Below are 16,656 nucleotides of genomic sequence, written 5' to 3' on the forward strand. Positions count from 1 at the left end.
GCTATTCTCCCCTCGCCCTGGCCCGGAACTGCCGAAGGTTGTCCTGCGCGAAGGAGGCGAGTCGCTCGGCCGCGCTGTCCATGGGCGCCCAGTCCGCACCCACCGGCCGGACCCCGCCCCGGAGCAGGACTTCGTGAAGGTCTCCGGCCAGCATGCTGATGTCCTGGTGCTGTCCCTGGTACGACGCCCTGGCCATGACCTGGGTGGCGACGTCGCACACCTTGCCCGTGAGCTGCCGGACGTCTGCGCCATCGGCGAGCCTGATCCCGGGTGTGTCCTCCAGGATCTGTTCCACGAGCCGGTACACCCTCTGTTCGAGCGGCGTCAGACCGGCGAGTTCCGGGGACTCCTCCTGTTCTTGCCTGGCCTCCTCGATGAGCGGGCCGAACTCCTGGATCTGCTCCTCGAAGCGACCCGGCATCGTGCGCAGGATCTCTTCCAGGCGCTTGGAGAGCCGCTCGTACTTCGCGGGGTCCTCCCTCTTCGTCCGCTCCTCCAGGTGGAAGCGGAGCGCGTGACCCATCTCCGCCGCGGCCTCCTGCGGCGGCAGCCGCCGCACGGCGTCGTCGAAGGTGACCGCGGTGAGCGAGACCGGTGGAATGACCTGCTCGATCTCCGGGCCCTCGAGGTGGTCGGCGATCATGGCCCGAACCTTGCGGCCGTACCGGCGCATCGTGAACGTCCCGCCCTCGTCGTCCCGGCACAGTCGCCGCACCCGCTTCTGGAGCAGGGTCCAACGCCTCGCGTCCCCGACATAGTTCAGGGCATCTTCGTGCGGAAGGACGCGCTCCAGGGTGGCGAGGAACGCGTGCAGGACCTCGTCGAAGCCGAACCGAAGGTCTTCGGGTTGCAGTGCGAGAGCCGCAGGCCCCAGCTTGGCGAGCTGGTCGAGCTCCGCGTCGTCGATTCCGTTGTGCCGCAGGAAGTCCCGGACCTTCTGTGCGGCGGGCCCGAGTTCGTTCACCTCGTAGGACAGGTCGCGCATGGTGTCGGTGACATCGGTGTTCCGGTACCCGGCCAGTGCGCTGGACAGATGCTCGAAGACGCCGTAGTAGTCGACGACGTAACCGACTTCCTTGCCGGGCGAGGTGCGGTTGACACGCGCGACGGCTTGGAGCAGCTCGGCGTCCCGCATCGGCCGGTCCAGGTAGAGCACCTGTTCGCGCGGCGCGTCGAATCCCGTGAGCAGCATGGACTTCACGATCAGGAACGCGATGGGGCTGTCGGGGTGCACGGGGTCGGGCACCGAGGTGGGAAGCGGCGGCGACTCGCTGTTCGCGGGCTCGGACCACGGGGTGTTCATGCCGTCGGCGGGGCCGGTCGGCGGTATCGGGGCCTGCGGTGGGTTGAAGGGGGTTACGGCGACCCACTCCGGGTCGGGCGCCAGCTCGGGGAACGCCTTCTGGAAGCGCTCGGTGTAGGCCTCCTGGCGGCCGGCGTCGGTCCACTCCCGCCACTCCCCGCGCTTCTGGCCCGAGCCCGGTGAGATGACGGGGACGAAGTCGACCCGGCGCAGCAGCGCCCGGAACTGGTAAGCCTGGTAGAGGTAGCGCAACCTGCCGGACAGCTTCTCCGGCGGAATCCCGGCCACCGACTCCGGGTTGAAATCGGACAGCCGGGCGAGCAGTTCGTCACGGGCCTTGCGCAGGGCGTGGTGGTACTGCACGGCCGCCTTCCGGCTGACGGCAGCCACCTGCGCCTTGAAGCCACCGGGCAGCACGGTGGTGACCCAGTGCTCCAGCATGTCCTCGGCCTTCGCCTCGATCATGGGAACGGACTCGGCGACGTCCCGCTCGGTGGGCCACCGCTTGAGCAGCGCGGCCCGCTCCTCGGGCGTGCGGTCCCGGACGAGGTCGTCGAACCCCGCGTCGAGGACCTCCCCGTCACGGACCTCGCCCTGCCCGGTCCGCCCCTCGTAGCGGATACGTACGACGACGCCGTCGTGCTCGGCGTCCTCCATCCGGTACTCGTCGAGGAAGCCCCGCGGCGAGTCGCCCCGCCCGAAGATCCGGCGTGTGTCCTCCTCACGCCCGGTGATGATCGGCGTGCCCGTGAACCCGATCTTGGCGGCGTTCGGGATCGCCTTGCGCAGGGCGGCGTGCAGGACGCTGGTGTGGGAGCGGTGTGCCTCGTCGACGAGGACGAGGATGTCCGGCGAGGTGTTGCACTCGGGGAAGTCCGGTACAGGGCCGGGGCTTTCGTCCTCGCTCCGGCCCGTTCCCTCTCCCGTCAGATCCCGGTCGTCCGCGCTGCCTTCCGCGTCCCCGGCGAACGTGAATCCGGTCCCGTACTTCTGGATCATCCCGAAGACGACGCGCCGCCCCCCGTCGCGCAGCAGCCCTTCCATCTGCTTCCGGGTCTTCGCCGTCTCGACGTCGGACTCGCTGAGTTTCAGCGTCCGCGAGAGCTGGGTCTGCAACTGGATGCGGTCGGTGACCACGACCACCATGAACTCACTGAGCCGAGGGTGCAGATGCACCCGTCGCACCAGGAACGTCATGGTCAACGACTTGCCGGAGCCCTGCGTGTGCCAGATGACACCGCCGCGCTCGTCCTCGGTGTCACGTCCGGCACGGGCCCGCCCGGTCAGCAGTCTGCGCACGGCCTTCTCGGCGGCTCGGTACTGCTGGTGCCGGGCGACGGCCTTCACAGTCCGCACGGCCCCGCCGTCCGCATCCGACTCGACGGTCATCGGGATCACGTAGTGCCGTACGACGTTGAGCAGGGCGGCCGGCCGCAGGACCACACCGACGAGCTTCTGCTGCTCGCGGAGCGGCGCGGGCGCGGCCGGGTCGGAGCCGTCCACGAGCAGCCCGGCGGTACGCAGCTCCCGCCGCAGCGTGCTCTCTTCCTCCGGTTCGACGCTGCGCCAGGGGTGGAAGTGCTCGGGTTCGGAGGTGACGGTGCCCAGGTGGGCGGTCTCGCCGGTCGCGGCGACGAGGAGCTGCACGGTCCGGAACAGTTCCGGCACACCGGCGGGGACGGGAGTACCGGTGGCGTCGAGGTCAAGGACGGGATTCCCCGCGTAGTGCCGGAGATCGAGTACGGCACTGCGGACGGGCTCGGCGAGATCGGGGCTCTTGCACTCGACGGCGACGAGCGGGATGCCGTTCACGAAGAGGACGAGGTCGAGTATCGACAGCTCGCCGGAGCGGCTGCGCACGCGGAGCTGGTCGACGACGGTGAAGGTGTTGCGCGTGACGAGGTCCGGATGCCACTCGATGTACTGGACGGTGGCCGACGGACCACCGTGCGCGGCGGAGGGCGAGGGAAGCGTCCAGCCGTGGAGCAGCATGTCGGTGGCGGCGAGGTTCGCCTGCACGACGCCCTTGCCGAGAGAGAGCGAGGCGAGCTCGCCGACCGCCCGCCGGATGTCGTCCTCGCCCATCCAGGGCTGACCGTCACTTCCCCGGAGGTTGATCCGCCGCAACGCGGGCCCGAGCTCGTCGACGAGCAGCGGCACCGCCACGTCGAGCGTGTCCAGCTCCACGCCCGGGACGTGCGTCCACCCCATGGCCTCCAACTGCGCGACTAACGGCCGCTCCACCTCGTCCCGCTCGACCTGCACCACCACAGCCCCGCGCCTCTCTCCGTACGTCCCGCTGTTCCCCGGAGATCCATTCTGCGCCCGGGGGGCGGGGTGTGGGGAAGGGAGCCGGTCGTAGGACATGGTTGAGCACGCGGACGCATGGGGGTTATATACCGGTACGTCCGCGTGCTTGGCGGCAGGGCGGGCGGGTCAGGTGCCGGGGGCCTCTTCCGGGACGGCGCCGGAGTCCTCGTCGTCGTGGGGCATGGCGAGGCGCGCTCCCCGGCTGCGGGCGATGCGGTGCACGTCGTTGAGCGTCTCGACCAGGCGGGCTGCGAGGTAGCGGAGTTGAGGCGTGGTGGCCTTGGCGTCCCCCAGGAGATCGACGGCGTGGCCGAGGAGGTCGTCGGCCATGCCGAGTTGGACGGCTTCGACGTCGTCGGCGAGGCGCGAGAGACGGCTGGTTCCGGTGTCGTCGGTGACGAGGTAACAGGGTTTGCCGTCCAGGTTGGACCAGGGGAGGAGGCGGGGCCGGTTGACTGTGTGGGCGGCGGCGTCGTAACTCTCGTAGATCATGCGGCGGCCGCCTCGGCACCCCGGTTTCGGCGTGAGCCGACGTCGACGCCGTGGATGCGCCGTGGCCCTACGTCGATGCCGTGCACGGCGAGCCAGAGGGTGCGGCGGCGGGCGCGCTGCTGCCTGGCCTGGACACGTCGTTCGTGGGCGAGGAGGTAGGGGCGGACGAGCCGGGAGTCCTCGCCTTGGAGGAGAGCTTCGTGCGGGGAGGGTCGCCGGTTGGGCTGGAGAGGGGCGGCCGGCACGGGGGTGGGCCGCGCCACTCCCCCGGCGCGGTGCGAGTTCCGGTGCCGATGGCGCCCGGAGGCGGGCCACAGGAGCCGCAGCAGCGGCTCGACGAGAAGGGCGATACGGTGCAACACGTCTTCAACTCCAGTGTGGTTGAGGGCCATGCCCCCGGGCCGTCGGTAGCGGCCGCGGGGGTCTTCCGTGCCCGAGGGCAGGTCGACGTGCATGGACGTCGCTGTGTAGTGATCCACTCACAGAGTGAGACGGGCCGGGCTAGGCTCGCCAGAGGGTCAGAGGTGACAACGCATCTGTCACACGGGAGTTCACGGTGAGCAACATCTATGGGGAGTGGTTGAAGGCGCAGCGCGAGGCGGCCGGGCTGACGCAGCAGGAGCTGGCCACGGCCGCCGTCATGACGCGTTCGCACATCGCGCACATCGAGGCGGGCAGGCGCACCCCGTCCAAGGAGGACGCGAGACGCCTCGACAAGGCGCTGAACACGGGCGATGTGCTCAGCAGCTTCCTACCGGACGAGGACACCGCTGTCGCGGGGTACTTCGAGGCGGCCCTTCAGCTCGAACAGCAGGCGACGATGATCCGGGAGTTCGCCCTGTCGTTCATCCCCGGCATCCTCCAGACGGAAAGGTACGCACGTGCGGTTCTGAGCACGTCGTTCCCTCCAGTGGGTGAAGAGGAATGTGACAGGCTCGTTGTCACACGCCTTGAGCGGGCGAAGATCCTGGAGGACCCGGTGACACCCGTAGTGTGGGCACTGCTTGACGAGGCCGTCCTCCGGCGGGTTGTCGGCGGCCCGGAGGTCATGGCGGAGCAACTTCGCCGTGTCGTGGAGCTGGTGGAGTCAGGGCGCGTACGCGTCCACGTACTGCCCTTCGGGCTGGGCGTCCACCCCCTCATGCAGAGCATGCTCACCTTGCTGAAGTTCGAGGACCAGCCGCCGGTGGCGTACTCCGAAGGCATCCAGGTAGGCAAGATTCATGACTCCCCCGCCATGGTCGACCGCCTTGAAGGCACCTACGATCTCGCGCTAGGCGACGCAATGCCGCTCAAGGAGTCACTGGCCCTGCTGAGGGCGACAGCAAAGGACTACGAACACCGTGAATGAACACACCATCCCCGACGCCTCCTCCCTGCACGGCTGGCGCAAGTCGACGTACAGCGGCAACGAAGGCGGCAGCTGCATTGAGATCCTGGACGAGTACCCGACCGGCGTCCCGGTCCGCGACTCCAAGACGCCTCAAGGGCCCGCCCTGATCTTCCCGTCAGCCAGCTGGACGCTATTCGTCGCGGCAGTCAAGGACGGATGCCTCTCCGCCTGATCCCCCTGCCATGAGCAATCCGGTCCTCGCCCGCAGTGAGGGCCGGACGTCGATTACTCAGGCCGCCACGGCGGTAGCTGTGACTCGTCCCGACAATAGGTCGTCCACAAGCCCCTGCTTGATGCGACGGACCTTGTTCAACTCACGTGCTTCACCTGCAATATGTGCATCGCAGGCAGAAATGCTGGTGACCAAAGCCCGCTGTTCAGCGAGCGATACCAGCGGAAACCCCAAACTAGCGAATCGGTCGCCTCCCAGGTGCGCGATACTGGTGGTCTTCTTAGCAATTCCAGCGAATACGCCAGATTGAAGCCAGTACTCGAAAATGATCTGAGCGTACTCCGAGGTCACCCGACCCTCGGGGCGAAATCTTACCAACGTGTTCTGAAAGAAGAATTTCCCAGGCGCTCCCCTATAGATAGCGCTACGCCCAACGAGCTCCAAACTCTGTCCCTCGTTGAGGAGGATATCACCAGGGAGGAGCCCGTACACCGCACGCTCCCCCTTCGTGAACCCCATAGTTTTGACATCCGAGTAGTCGATTCGCCCGGCATGAACGTTTGCAACCCTCAGGTAGGGGAACTGTTCCCCCGCGACTCGGCTGTCGGGCGAAAGCTGCTTACCCATACGAACTTCACCGAGATCACGTACGGGCGTCCATTCCGGCTGGATCCGACTCATGAAATCCAGCAACATCCCCTGCCGCATGCTCCGCAGTTTGGCGATCGACGCCTCGATTCTGCGCTCCAGCTCAGTGAAACTCTCGATCACATCAACGATCCGCCGCTGAGCACCCATCGGGATCAATGGGAACAAAAGCGACGCGAACCTACTCGCCCCCAGATGGGAAATACTCGTCTTCTCCGCGATCCCTGCGAACACTGCATGCGCGCGCCACCAGACAAACACCGCTTGCGCGAACTCAGGCAGCACAGCGGGGCCGGGTCGGAACCGAATCAGCGTGTTCTGAAAGCAGTACGCTCCCGGAGCGCCGTCATACAGCGCGCTCCGCCCCACCATCATCAGGTTCTCCTGTCCTTCGTTGAGCAGGATGTCGCCGGGCATGAGCCCATACGTCTCGCGCTCCGCAGCCGAGAAGGCCATGGAGTTCACGTCCGAGTAGTCGATACGCCCCTCATATACATTCGCAACCCGGAGGTAGGGCCATTGCCCTGCGCCCGTCCGGCTCGCTGGCGAGAGCTGCTTGCCCATACGTACGTCGCCGAGATCCTTGACTGGAACCCAGGAGACAGATTCACTCCGCATAGCCCAGCTCCTTCAGGAACCCGTCGAGCGCGCCCGCCGCCGCTTCCCGTCCCGCCCGAATCTCCCTCAACGAAACGGCGTACTTCTGCTCCCACGTCTCATAAGACGCCGCCAACTCCCGCTGCCACCGCACCACATGCCCGTCCAGCTTGGCAGCCAGGTCATCCCGCAGCAGGTCCAGCACCACCCGGCGCTCCCCCTCTGCGTCCAGCTCCTTCCGCGCCCGGAACAACCGCGGCGGCTCCTCCCCCAGCGTCGGCGGGTCGCTCGGGTAGGGATACCGGTGGAAGTCCGCCTCAAGGCGTTTGATTTCTGCGCCCGCCTTCGTGCGTGCCTTCTTCACGCGGGCCAGCTCAGCCGTGAGCTCGGCCAACTCCTCCACGCTCAGTGCGACTTCCTCCGGGTCGGCCTCACTGTCGGACGGCTCACCGTCAGCCTCCGGCTCCTCCCCGCCCCCGGAAAGGCGCGCGCTCAGCTCCTTGAACCGCGCGTCCGCCTCCGCCTTGCGGGCATCCGCCTCCGCCAGCTCCTCCAGGAACCGCGGAGCGATTGCGGCGACCACCTTGTGGTCGTACGCCTGGCGCCGCTCCGCGGCTGTCCGCGACCGCAGCTTCTTCGTCCGTGCGTCCTGTTCCGGCGAAAGCATCGTGTCGACATTTTCGACCCACCCGTCGACAACACCGCCGAAGCCGTTCTCCGACAGCGCGAGCAGGTCGTATTTCGCGTCCCACCACCAACCCGCGACCGCCCCCGCCAACGCGTACCGGTCCAGCAGCCCGACCCGGCCCAGCCGTTCCCCGAACGACTTCATCAACTGCCCCCGCACCGCCATCAACGCGGCCTTGCGCTCGGAGGACGTGGAGGAAGCGAGGGATTCGGGCGTGGCCGCCACCGCCTCCAGCCGCTGGGCGGCCTCTTCCTCCCACCACTTGGCGAACTCCGCCCGCAGCGCCTCCTCCCGGGGCCGGGCCAGCTCGCCCAGATCGGGACGGCCGCCCGCCGCCTCGTCCCGGAAGTCGACGTACTCCGGGTCCGCCGGCCCCCGCTCCACGAACAGGTCGGTCACCCCGATCCCGTACGAGTCGAGCAGCGGCTTCTTCGCCTCGATCTCGGCGCGCGGGACGCCGCCCACCAGGTGCGCCCGCACGTCCTGCGGCTCGGGCGGCGGCGTGTTGTCGACGTACCGGCGGATGTTGAGGTTGTCGTCGTTGGCAGCGAGTTCCTCGCGGGTCACGATCCGCGAGAAGCCGGGTACCTCCTCGTACGCGTGGAACGTCGAGACGATCTTCTCGGCGTGCTCGGGGAGCAGAATGTTCTGCGCCCGCTCCGCGTGGAACTCGCGGTCGGCGTTGATGAACAGCACCTTGCCCTCCCGCTCCCGGTCCTTCCGGCCCGGCGGGCGGAGCACCAGGATGCAGGCCGGGATGCCGGTCCCGTAGAAAAGGTTCGGGGCGAGGCCGATGACCGCCTCGATGGTGTCCTTCTCCAGCAGCTCCGTACGGATCGTCTTCTCGCCGCCGCCACGGAACAGCACCCCGTGCGGCATGACCGTGATCACCATGCCGCCGCGAGGGCCCTCCCGCTTGGCCTCCCACAGCATGTGCTGGAGGAACATCAGGTCGGCCTTGCCGCGCTCGCTCGTCGCCCCGTACTTGGCACGCTCGGCCGGGTGCGCCAGGTCCGCAAGGGTGTAGTCCAGGGAGAACGGCGGATTGCTGAGCACCCCGTCGAACCGGTCCTCGTCCGAGCGCGGAACGTGCGCCGGCTGCGCGAGCGTGTCCCCGGTGGCCAGGTCGAAGCGACGTACGCCGTGCAGCACCATGTTCATCGTCGACATGATCCAGGAGCCGGAGTTGGCGTCCTGACCGGCGAAGAACATCGAAGATGTGTCGCCGCCGTGCTCCTCCACATACTCGGCCGCGTGGATGAGCATGCCGCCCGAGCCGACGCACGGGTCGTAGATCCTCATGTTCTCGGTGGGGGCGAGGAGCTCGACCATCATGCGGACCACGGCGCGCGGGGTGTAGAACTCACCGCCCTTGCGTCCGGCCGTGTCGGCGAACTCCTTGATCAGGTACTCGTACGCGGCACCGATCAAGTCGGGGAACTCGAAGTCGTCCGTGCGCAGCCGGATACGCCCGAAGTGCGCGATGAGAAGCTTCAGGCGCTGGTCGGCGAGCTTGGCCGCGCCGGACGCAGCGCCCGATCCGCCGATGCGATTGAAATCGAGGTGGTCGAAGAGGCCCTTGAGCTTCGCGTTCTGGCTCTCGAGCGCTTGCAGGGCGGGACGCAGCGCCTTCTCGTTGATGTTGTGGGGGACGGCGGAGATCCTGTGCCAACGGGCCTGCTCGGGCACGTACAGCACATCGCGCTTGCGGTAGGGGCCCGGCTGCTCGAGGTAGCCGCGAAGCTCCTCGTCGCCGAGATTCAGCTCCTCGACGGCATACTGCCGGAGCCTGTCCCTGGCCGCCTCGAACTCGTCGTTGGCGCGCTTCAGGAAGAGCAGCCCGAAGATGTAGTCCTTGTACTCGGAGGCGTCCATCGTGCCACGCAGAATGTCCGCGGCGGCCCATAGATGCCGTTCCAGCTGCGCGAGCGTGAGCTTGGCCACGTACGACTCCCTACAACCCGGCCTGAGACAACGGAGAGACTTTATTGCCCGGCCGGAGCCATATCGAAATCGGTGCGCGGACGGCCGCCGGGATCAGTACGTGGCGATGTGCAGCGCGTTCTCCACGAACTCGTGCACGTCTGTGTACGGGTCCCTGTCCCACTTGGCCACATGTGCCGCATGCCGGCTGTTCATCTGCTCGGCGTTCTTCCGCGCCGTCTCGTAACGGCCGAGGAGCTGGTGCGGCAGGACGACCTTGGGAGTCCTGGCATCCTGGGAGCCTCGCTGGAACGGGAGCCGTGCGGCCGCCCCGTCGCAAACCCCGGCGAACGAGCCGCTGACCGGCTTGTAGTGGGCGAGCCGCCAGACCTCGAAGCACGGATACGAGAAGGCGACTCCGATGCCCGCCTTCTCCGCCTCCTCCAACGCGTCGCGAATGTACTTGTATCTGTCGTGGTCGAAGAGACACCAGACCGCAGGAAGGTACTTCGCCTCCAGCTTCGCCCGCTTGGCCTTTCGGTCCTCTTCATGCTTCAGCTTGATCGCCTGCTCCACGAGGTCCAGCGGCTTGCGCCCGCTGTCCGCCTTGCGGTTGGCGATGTGCATCTCCACCGGGACCTTGTCGGCGTGCGGGACGCCCTTGTCCTTGAGAATGTCGAGATAGGAAGGCTCGGTCACCTTGCCCTCGGTGAAGACGAAGACCTGACGCCTGCGCTGTCCGCCCCTTCGGGCCGGACGCTCCCACGAGTCCCTGCCCTTGTGCGCCCGCCCCATCAGTCGCGCCCCGCCCGGTCCGCTCGCTCGCCTGTCTCGTCGTACGTGCCGGCCTCACGCGCCACGAGCAGTCGCCGCGCGATCTGTCCCTCCAGCAGGGCCGGAACCCCGCCGAAGGCCCCCGCGAGGTACGACTGCGTGAGGTCCTCGTCCTCGCCCGGCTCGACGTCGGTGAGGGGAAACAGCTCGGTCGCCCCGTCCTTGTCCTTTTCCGTCAGCCACACCTGCCCGGGGTCGAGCAGCCGCTCGCCGCTCGGGGTGGTGAGAACCGTCGCGTCGTGCGATGTGAAGACCAGCTGGGCGCCCTTGGGGTTCGCGTCCGGGTCATGGAAGAGCCGGACGACCTCGGCAGCGAAGCGGGAGTGCAGGCTGGCATCGAGCTCGTCGACGAGCAGGACCGCGCCCTCGTCGAGGGCGAGAAGCAGAGGGCCCAGGAGAGCGAACCAGGAGCGGGTGCCGTAGGACTCCTCCTGCCAGTCGAAGGCCACATCCCCCGCAGTCGAACGGTGTGTCAGCTTCACCGAGTCCTGACCCGGGCCGTCCTGGACGACCGTCGCTCCGGTGATGCCCAGGTCCGCGACCCTCAACAGCTCCTGGATCCTGGTGGCCCTCGGGCCGGACAGTTCCTTGGTGGTGTACCGCGCGCGCTCGTCCCGCTCGACCTCGGGGTTGATCATCCAGAAGTTACGGCGGAACCAGTGGAACAGCGGGGAGAGCTGCGGATGGTTGTCCGTGCCGGCCGTGGAGAGCAGCAGTGCGTTCGGCCGCGTACGCCGGACGAGCTGGGCGCGGTCCCTGACACGCCCGCCGGGCCACTTGAAGACCTCCGGCCGGGAGGCGTCGCGGTCGAGCCATTCCTGACGGCGGCCGCGCGGGTAGCTGTGCAGCCACTCGGACTCGACACGGGTGGCGCCGAGCTCGAAGCCGTACGTCCAGCGGACCGAGTCGATGACGACGTCGGCCTCGAAGAAGGAAGGTTCGCTCTCGCACTTGGGGTCCAGAGCGAAGACCTGGCGCGGGATACCGTCGTAAGAGGCCCAGCGGGCGTAGGAGTTGAGGACGGCGTTACGCATGTCGGTCATCGCGGTCAGCACGTTCGACTTGCCGGATGCGTTGGCTCCGAAGATCCCGATCAGCGGAAGGACGGAGACGGATTCCCCACCCGCAAGATCCACCGGGTTCCCCGACCCGCCCTGCTCGCCGCCAGGCACGACGAAGGACAGCTCCTGCTCATCCCGCAGGGACCGTACGTTCGCGACGCGGAACCTCAGCAGCACGCTGTCCTCCTCTCCGGGCTCAGGGTAGTGGCCGCCTCCGACATCGGCCCGGCCGGGACGCCTGCGACCTCACGGAACATATCCCTTGAAGGCCACCGCGACCAGCCGATCGGGTGATCAGCCCGTGCCCAGATGCGTCGGCGCGAACATCCGCAGGACCGCCGGGAGGACGACCACCGACGGGCCGGGGGCGGCCAGCGCCTTCGCCAGGTCCTCCTCCAGGGTCTCCGGCGTCGTGCGCACCCCCGGCACGCCGAAGGACTCGGCCAGGGCCACGTAGTCGGGGCGGGTGAGTTCGGTGGCCGTCGCCTGGCCGAAGGCGTCCGTCATGTACTCGCGCAGGATGCCGTAGCCGCCGTCGTCGACGATCAGCCAGGTGACCGGGAGGCCGTACTGGCGGGCCGTGGCCAGCTCCGCGATCGAGTACAGCGCGCCGCCGTCGCCCGAGACCGCCAGCACCGGACGCGTCGGGTCCGCCGCCGCCGCGCCGAGGGCCGCCGGGAAGCCGTAGCCGAGGCCGCCGGCGCCCTGGGCCGAGTGCATGGTGTTGGCGCCTTGCGGGTCGAAGGCCGACCACGCCCAGTACGCCAGGATCGTCATGTCCCAGAAGGACGGGGCGCCCGCGGGCAGGGCCCGGCGGACGGAGGCCAGCACGTCCTGTTCCAGGGTCAGTTCCTGGGCGGCGATGCGCCGGGCGACCCGGGACAGCACCTGACGCACCCGCTCGGGCGCCGAGGCGTCCGTGCGCTCCTCCACCGTCTCCAGCAGGGCCTGAAGCGCGAGCCGGGCGTCGGCGTGGATGCCCAGCGCCGGGTGGTTGGACTCCAGCTTGCCGAGGTCCGCCTCGATCTGGATCACCCGGCCGCGAGGCTTGAACGTGTGGTAGTTGGAGGACAGTTCGCCCAGGCCCGAGCCGATCACCAGGAGCACGTCCGCGTCCTCCAGGAAGTCGGTCGTGTGGCGGTCCTCCAGCCAGGACTGGAGCGACAGGGGGTGCTCCCAGGGGAACGCGCCCTTGCCGCCGAACGTCGTCACGACCGGCGCCGACAGCCGCTCGGCCAGCGCGCGCAGCTTGCCCGCGGCGTCGGCGCGTACGACCCCGCCGCCCGCGATGATCGCCGGGCGGGCCGCCCGTGACAGCAGGTCCGCCGCCACCGCCGTCAGTTCGGGGCGCGGCACCAGCTCCTCCGGGGTCGCGTCCGGCGCCGTCACCACCGGCAGCGCGGTCGCGGCGAGCAGCACGTCCTGCGGGATCTCCACCCACACCGGGCCGTGCGGGGCCGTCAGCGCCGACTTCCAGGCCGCCGCGATCGCGGAGGGGATCTGGGACTGAGCGCGGACGGTGTGCACGGACTTCACCACACCCCGGAACGAGGCGGCCTGGTCCGGGAGTTCGTGCAGATAGCCGTGGCGGCCGCCGCCCAGCCCCGCCGTCGGGATCTGGCTGCTGATCGCCAGCACGGGGGCCGAGGCGGCCGCCGCCTCCTGCAGCGCGGCCAGGGAGGTGAGGGCTCCCGGGCCCGTCGACAGCAGCAGCGGCGCCGCCTCGCCCGTCATCCTGCCGTACGCGTCCGCCGCGAAGCCCGCGTTGTTCTCCACGCGCAGGCCGATGTAGCGCAGGGACGAGCGGCGCAGGGCGTCGAACATGCCGAGGGCGTGCTGGCCGGGCAGGCCGAAGACGGTCGTCGCGCCCAGTCCTGCCAGACTCTCCACGACCAGGTCTCCGCCGTTGCGCCCCGGGGGAGGGTTCAGGGCCGCGGTGATCTGCTCCGGCGTCGGGCGGAGTACCAGGTCGTGGTCGTGAGTCACTGCTCTCGGTTTCCTAGGGAGAGTTAGGCGTTGCGGGCGGCCGCGATCTGGCGGCTCATGATGGTGGTCAGTTCGTAGGCCGTGTGCGAGGCCGCGACCGAGGTGATCTCCGCGTGGTCGTACGCGGGCGCCACCTCGACGACGTCGGCCGACACCAGGGTGCAGGACGCCAGGCCGCGCAGGATCTCCAGCAGCTCGCGCGACGTCATGCCGCCGGCCTCCGGCGTGCCCGTGCCGGGCGCGTGGGCCGGGTCGAGGCAGTCGATGTCGATGGAGATGTACAGCGGGCGGTCGCCGATGCGCTGCCGCAGCTGGTCGGCCACCTCGTCGGCGCCGCGGCGGTAGACGTCCGCCGAGGTGACGATGCCGAAGCCCATCTTCTCGTCGTCGGTGAGGTCCTGCTTGCCGTACAGCGGGCCGCGGGTGCCGACGTGGGACAGGGCGGAGGTGTCGAGGATGCCCTCCTCCACGGCGCGGCGGAACGGGGTGCCGTGCGTGTACTCGGCGCCGAAGTAGGTGTCCCAGGTGTCGAGGTGGGCGTCGAAGTGGAGCAGGGCGACCGGGCCGTGCTTCTTCGCCACGCTCCTGAGGAGGGGCAGCGCGATGGTGTGGTCGCCGCCGAGGGTCATCAGGCGGGCGCCGGTACCCAGCAGCTCGTCGGCGGCGGCCTCGATGGTCTCCACTGCCTCGTTGATGTTGAACGGGTTCACGGCGATGTCGCCGCCGTCCGCGACCTGGGCGAGGGCGAAGGGCGAGGCGTCCTGCGCCGGGTTGTACGGGCGCAGCAGCCGGGACGCCTCGCGGATGGCGTTGCCGCCGAAGCGGGCGCCCGGCCGGTACGAGACGCCGGAGTCGAACGGCACACCCACCACGGCGACGTCGGCGGTGCCGACCTCGTCGAGGCGGGGCAGCCGGGCGAAGGTCGCGGGGCCGGCGTACCGCGGCACGCGGGAGGAGTCGACAGGGCCGCGGGGCGTCTCGTTGCTGCTCATGAGGAAGTGCCTTCTTTCTTACGCTTTGTCGCGCATGTGCTGCTTTCCATATGACTCTACTGGTGAGCCGGGACCGGTTCGGAGGCGGTTTCGGGGGACCGCCCGGCCAGGCGCTCGCGCCAGGCGGTGAGGACCGTCTCGTCGGTGGGCCTCGTCGCCAGGGAGACGGCGACGTAGGCGACCAGGGAGGCCGGCAGACCGTAGTAGACGGGCTCGTTGGCGAGGATGCCGTACCCGGCCATCAGGCCGATGACGGCGAGACCACCGACGATCACGGAGGCCAGCGCCCCCTGCACGGTGCCGCGCTTCCACAGCAGGCCGCCGAGGATGGGCACGAGCAGGCCGGCCACGAGCAGGTTGTAGGCGACCGTCAGCGCCTCCACCACGTTGTTCAGCGCGATCGCCGTGCCGATCACCGCGAGGCCCATGACCAGGATGAACACGCGGTTGCCCGCGACCTCGTCGTGCTGCTCGGCGTCGCGCCGCACGGCGCCGCGCAGCCGCGCCCAGATGTCGTTGTTCGCGACCGTGGCGCAGGCGATCAGGGCGCCGGAGGAGGTGGACATCACCGCGGCCAGGGCGGCGGCCAGCACCAGGCCGCGCACGCCGACCGGGAGCTCGTCCTTGACGATGGTGGCGAAGGCGTCGTCGGGGCTGGCGAGCTTGGGGTAGAGCACCTTGGCGGCCGTACCGATCACCGAACCGGCGACGGCGTAGGCCAGGCAGTAGGTTCCGGCCACCGTGCCGCCCCACTTCGCGGTGCGGTCGCTGCGGGCGGTGAACACGCGCTGCCAGATGTCCTGGCCGATCAGCATGCCGAAGGTGTAGATCAGCACGTAGGTGAAGATCGTCTCGCCGCCGATGCCCAGCGGGTCGAAGTACGAGGTCGGCAGCTTGGCCTTCATCTCGCTGAAGCCGCCCGCCTTGACGACGGCGATGGGCAGCAGGAGCAGCAGCACGCCGATGGTCTTCACCACGAACTGGACCATGTCGGTCAGCGTGATGGACCACATGCCGCCCAGGGTGGAGTACGCGACGACGATCGAGCCGCCCAGGATGATCGCGACGGTCCGGTTCATGTCGAACAGGACGTCGAAGATCGTGGCGTAGGCGATGGTGGACGTCACCGCGAGCATGAGGGTGTACGCCCACATGACCACGCCGGAGATGACGCCCGCCCGGCCGCCGTAGCGCAGGTCCAGCATCTCGGAGACGGTGTAGACCTTCAGGCGCGCGATGCGGGCGGAGAAGAACACCGACAGGGCGAGCAGGCCGAGGCCGATGGTGAAGACCATCCAGGCGCCGGAGAGGCCGTACTGGTAACCGAGGCCCACGCCGCCGATGGTGGAGGCGCCGCCGAGGACGATCGCCGCCATGGTGCCCGAGTACATGGCGGGCCCGAGGCGGCGGCCGGCCACCAGGAACTCGCTCTTGGACTTGGCGCGGCGCATGCCCCACCAGCCCATGGCCAGCATGCCGGCCAGATAGACGACGATCACTGTGTAGTCGACGGCCATGAGGCCCTCCTTCGCGCACATTCCGGTGGCGTGTCGTGCGGGTGCAGTGGGGACGCGCCGGCAGCGGATCGCGGGGACATCCGCCCGTACCCGCGGCTGCCGGTTCCGGACTGACACTAGGTGGCTGGAAAGCGACTGCGAAGTGTACGTTTCATCCATGCGAACGGGGTGTGAGTGGAGGGAACGCACATCATGCCGGAGACGATCGCCCCAGCCGTCCCGCCGACCCCGCCCGTACCGCTGTCGGCCCTGCTGGCGCGCGAGGACCTCGCCCTGCGGCAGATCGCGGGGCCGTCCGATCCGGGCATCGTGATCCACTGGGCGCACACCTCGGAGATGGCCGACCCGTACCCCTATCTCCTGGGCGGGGAGCTGCTGCTCACGGCCGGCGTGCACGTTCCGGAGGCGGCGGGGTCGGGCGCCTATTTCGACGACTACGTCTCCCGGATCGTCGCGGCGGGCGGCGCGGCCCTCGGCTTCGGGCTCGCCCCGGTGCACGACACGGTCCCGCGCGCGCTGGTCACCGCGTGCGACGGCCACGGCCTGCCGCTGCTGGAGGTGCCGCCGCAGACCACCTTCTCCGGCGTGGCCCGCGCCGTGTGGCAGCTGATGGCGCAGGCCCGGCTGGCCGAACTGCGCCGGGTCACCGAGGCCCAGCAGAGCCTCGCGGCCGCCGCGGCCCGCCCGGACCCGGTGCCCTCGGTGCTCCAGCGGCTGGCCCGCCATCTCTCCGGCCGGGC

General features: G+C 69.1%; 13 protein-coding genes. 3 read left to right on the forward strand and 10 right to left on the reverse strand.

Annotated features, from left to right (window positions below; genetic code table 11):
• Position 1: 1 nt before the first annotated feature.
• From ACLU3S_RS16050 to ACLU3S_RS16060, 3 genes are all read right to left on the reverse strand, one after another.
• Positions 2-3,574 carry a type I restriction endonuclease subunit R gene (locus ACLU3S_RS16050; protein WP_413952523.1) on the reverse strand — a complete coding sequence of 1,191 codons (3,573 nt, stop codon included), beginning with the start codon at positions 3,572-3,574 and terminating at the stop codon, positions 2-4.
• A 165-nt stretch (positions 3,575-3,739) separates the two neighbouring features.
• On the reverse strand, positions 3,740-4,105 hold the full coding sequence (locus ACLU3S_RS16055) for a hypothetical protein (RefSeq protein ID WP_413952524.1): 366 nt from the start codon (positions 4,103-4,105) through the stop codon (positions 3,740-3,742).
• Positions 4,102-4,467 carry a hypothetical protein gene (locus ACLU3S_RS16060; protein ID WP_413952525.1) on the reverse strand — a complete coding sequence of 122 codons (366 nt, stop codon included), beginning with the start codon at positions 4,465-4,467 and terminating at the stop codon, positions 4,102-4,104. The genes ACLU3S_RS16055 and ACLU3S_RS16060 overlap by 4 nt, the downstream gene beginning before the upstream one ends.
• A gap of 194 nt (positions 4,468-4,661) precedes the next feature.
• On the opposite strand from ACLU3S_RS16060, the gene ACLU3S_RS16065 reads away from it, so the two are divergent.
• Together ACLU3S_RS16065 and ACLU3S_RS16070 are read left to right on the forward strand one after the other, a co-directional pair.
• On the forward strand, positions 4,662-5,456 hold the full coding sequence (locus tag ACLU3S_RS16065) for a helix-turn-helix domain-containing protein (RefSeq protein ID WP_413952526.1): 795 nt from the start codon (positions 4,662-4,664) through the stop codon (positions 5,454-5,456).
• Positions 5,449-5,670 (forward strand): DUF397 domain-containing protein, encoded by a 222-nt coding sequence (locus ACLU3S_RS16070; RefSeq protein WP_413952527.1) that lies wholly within the window; start codon positions 5,449-5,451, stop codon positions 5,668-5,670. The genes ACLU3S_RS16065 and ACLU3S_RS16070 overlap by 8 nt, the downstream gene beginning before the upstream one ends.
• A gap of 57 nt (positions 5,671-5,727) precedes the next feature.
• Here the strand turns inward: ACLU3S_RS16070 and ACLU3S_RS16075 are convergent, their stop codons facing one another.
• The 7 genes from ACLU3S_RS16075 to ACLU3S_RS16105 form a co-directional block, all read right to left on the reverse strand.
• Positions 5,728-6,936 (reverse strand): restriction endonuclease subunit S, encoded by a 1,209-nt coding sequence (locus ACLU3S_RS16075; RefSeq protein WP_413952528.1) that lies wholly within the window; start codon positions 6,934-6,936, stop codon positions 5,728-5,730.
• A complete protein-coding gene (locus tag ACLU3S_RS16080) occupies positions 6,926-9,547 on the reverse strand; it encodes an N-6 DNA methylase (RefSeq protein ID WP_413952529.1) in 2,622 nt (873 codons plus the stop codon). The genes ACLU3S_RS16075 and ACLU3S_RS16080 overlap by 11 nt, the downstream gene beginning before the upstream one ends.
• Before the next feature lie 93 nt (positions 9,548-9,640).
• On the reverse strand, positions 9,641-10,321 hold the full coding sequence (locus tag ACLU3S_RS16085; protein WP_413952530.1) for an RloB family protein: 681 nt from the start codon (positions 10,319-10,321) through the stop codon (positions 9,641-9,643).
• A complete protein-coding gene (locus tag ACLU3S_RS16090) occupies positions 10,321-11,598 on the reverse strand; it encodes an AAA family ATPase (RefSeq protein WP_413952531.1) in 1,278 nt (425 codons plus the stop codon). Before ACLU3S_RS16090 ends, ACLU3S_RS16085 begins: the two co-directional genes overlap by 1 nt.
• Before the next feature lie 117 nt (positions 11,599-11,715).
• Positions 11,716-13,407, reverse strand: a complete 1,692-nt coding sequence (locus tag ACLU3S_RS16095) for a thiamine pyrophosphate-binding protein (RefSeq protein WP_413952532.1) — start codon at positions 13,405-13,407, stop codon at positions 11,716-11,718.
• Between the two features lie 23 nt (positions 13,408-13,430).
• A complete protein-coding gene (gene speB, locus ACLU3S_RS16100; protein ID WP_413952533.1) occupies positions 13,431-14,399 on the reverse strand; it encodes an agmatinase in 969 nt (322 codons plus the stop codon).
• Between the two features lie 56 nt (positions 14,400-14,455).
• The gene (locus ACLU3S_RS16105) at positions 14,456-15,916 is read right to left on the reverse strand and encodes a sodium:solute symporter (RefSeq protein ID WP_413952534.1); all 1,461 of its coding nucleotides are present in this window, start codon (positions 15,914-15,916) and stop codon (positions 14,456-14,458) included.
• Between the two features lie 192 nt (positions 15,917-16,108).
• Between ACLU3S_RS16105 and ACLU3S_RS16110 the strand changes: the two genes are divergently transcribed.
• The coding region (locus ACLU3S_RS16110; RefSeq protein WP_413952535.1) for a PucR family transcriptional regulator ligand-binding domain-containing protein at positions 16,109-16,656 on the forward strand (548 nt) is incomplete at its 3' end.

The organism is Streptomyces sp. AF1A (genome assembly GCF_047340315.1).
Classification (GTDB): domain Bacteria; phylum Actinomycetota; class Actinomycetes; order Streptomycetales; family Streptomycetaceae; genus Streptomyces.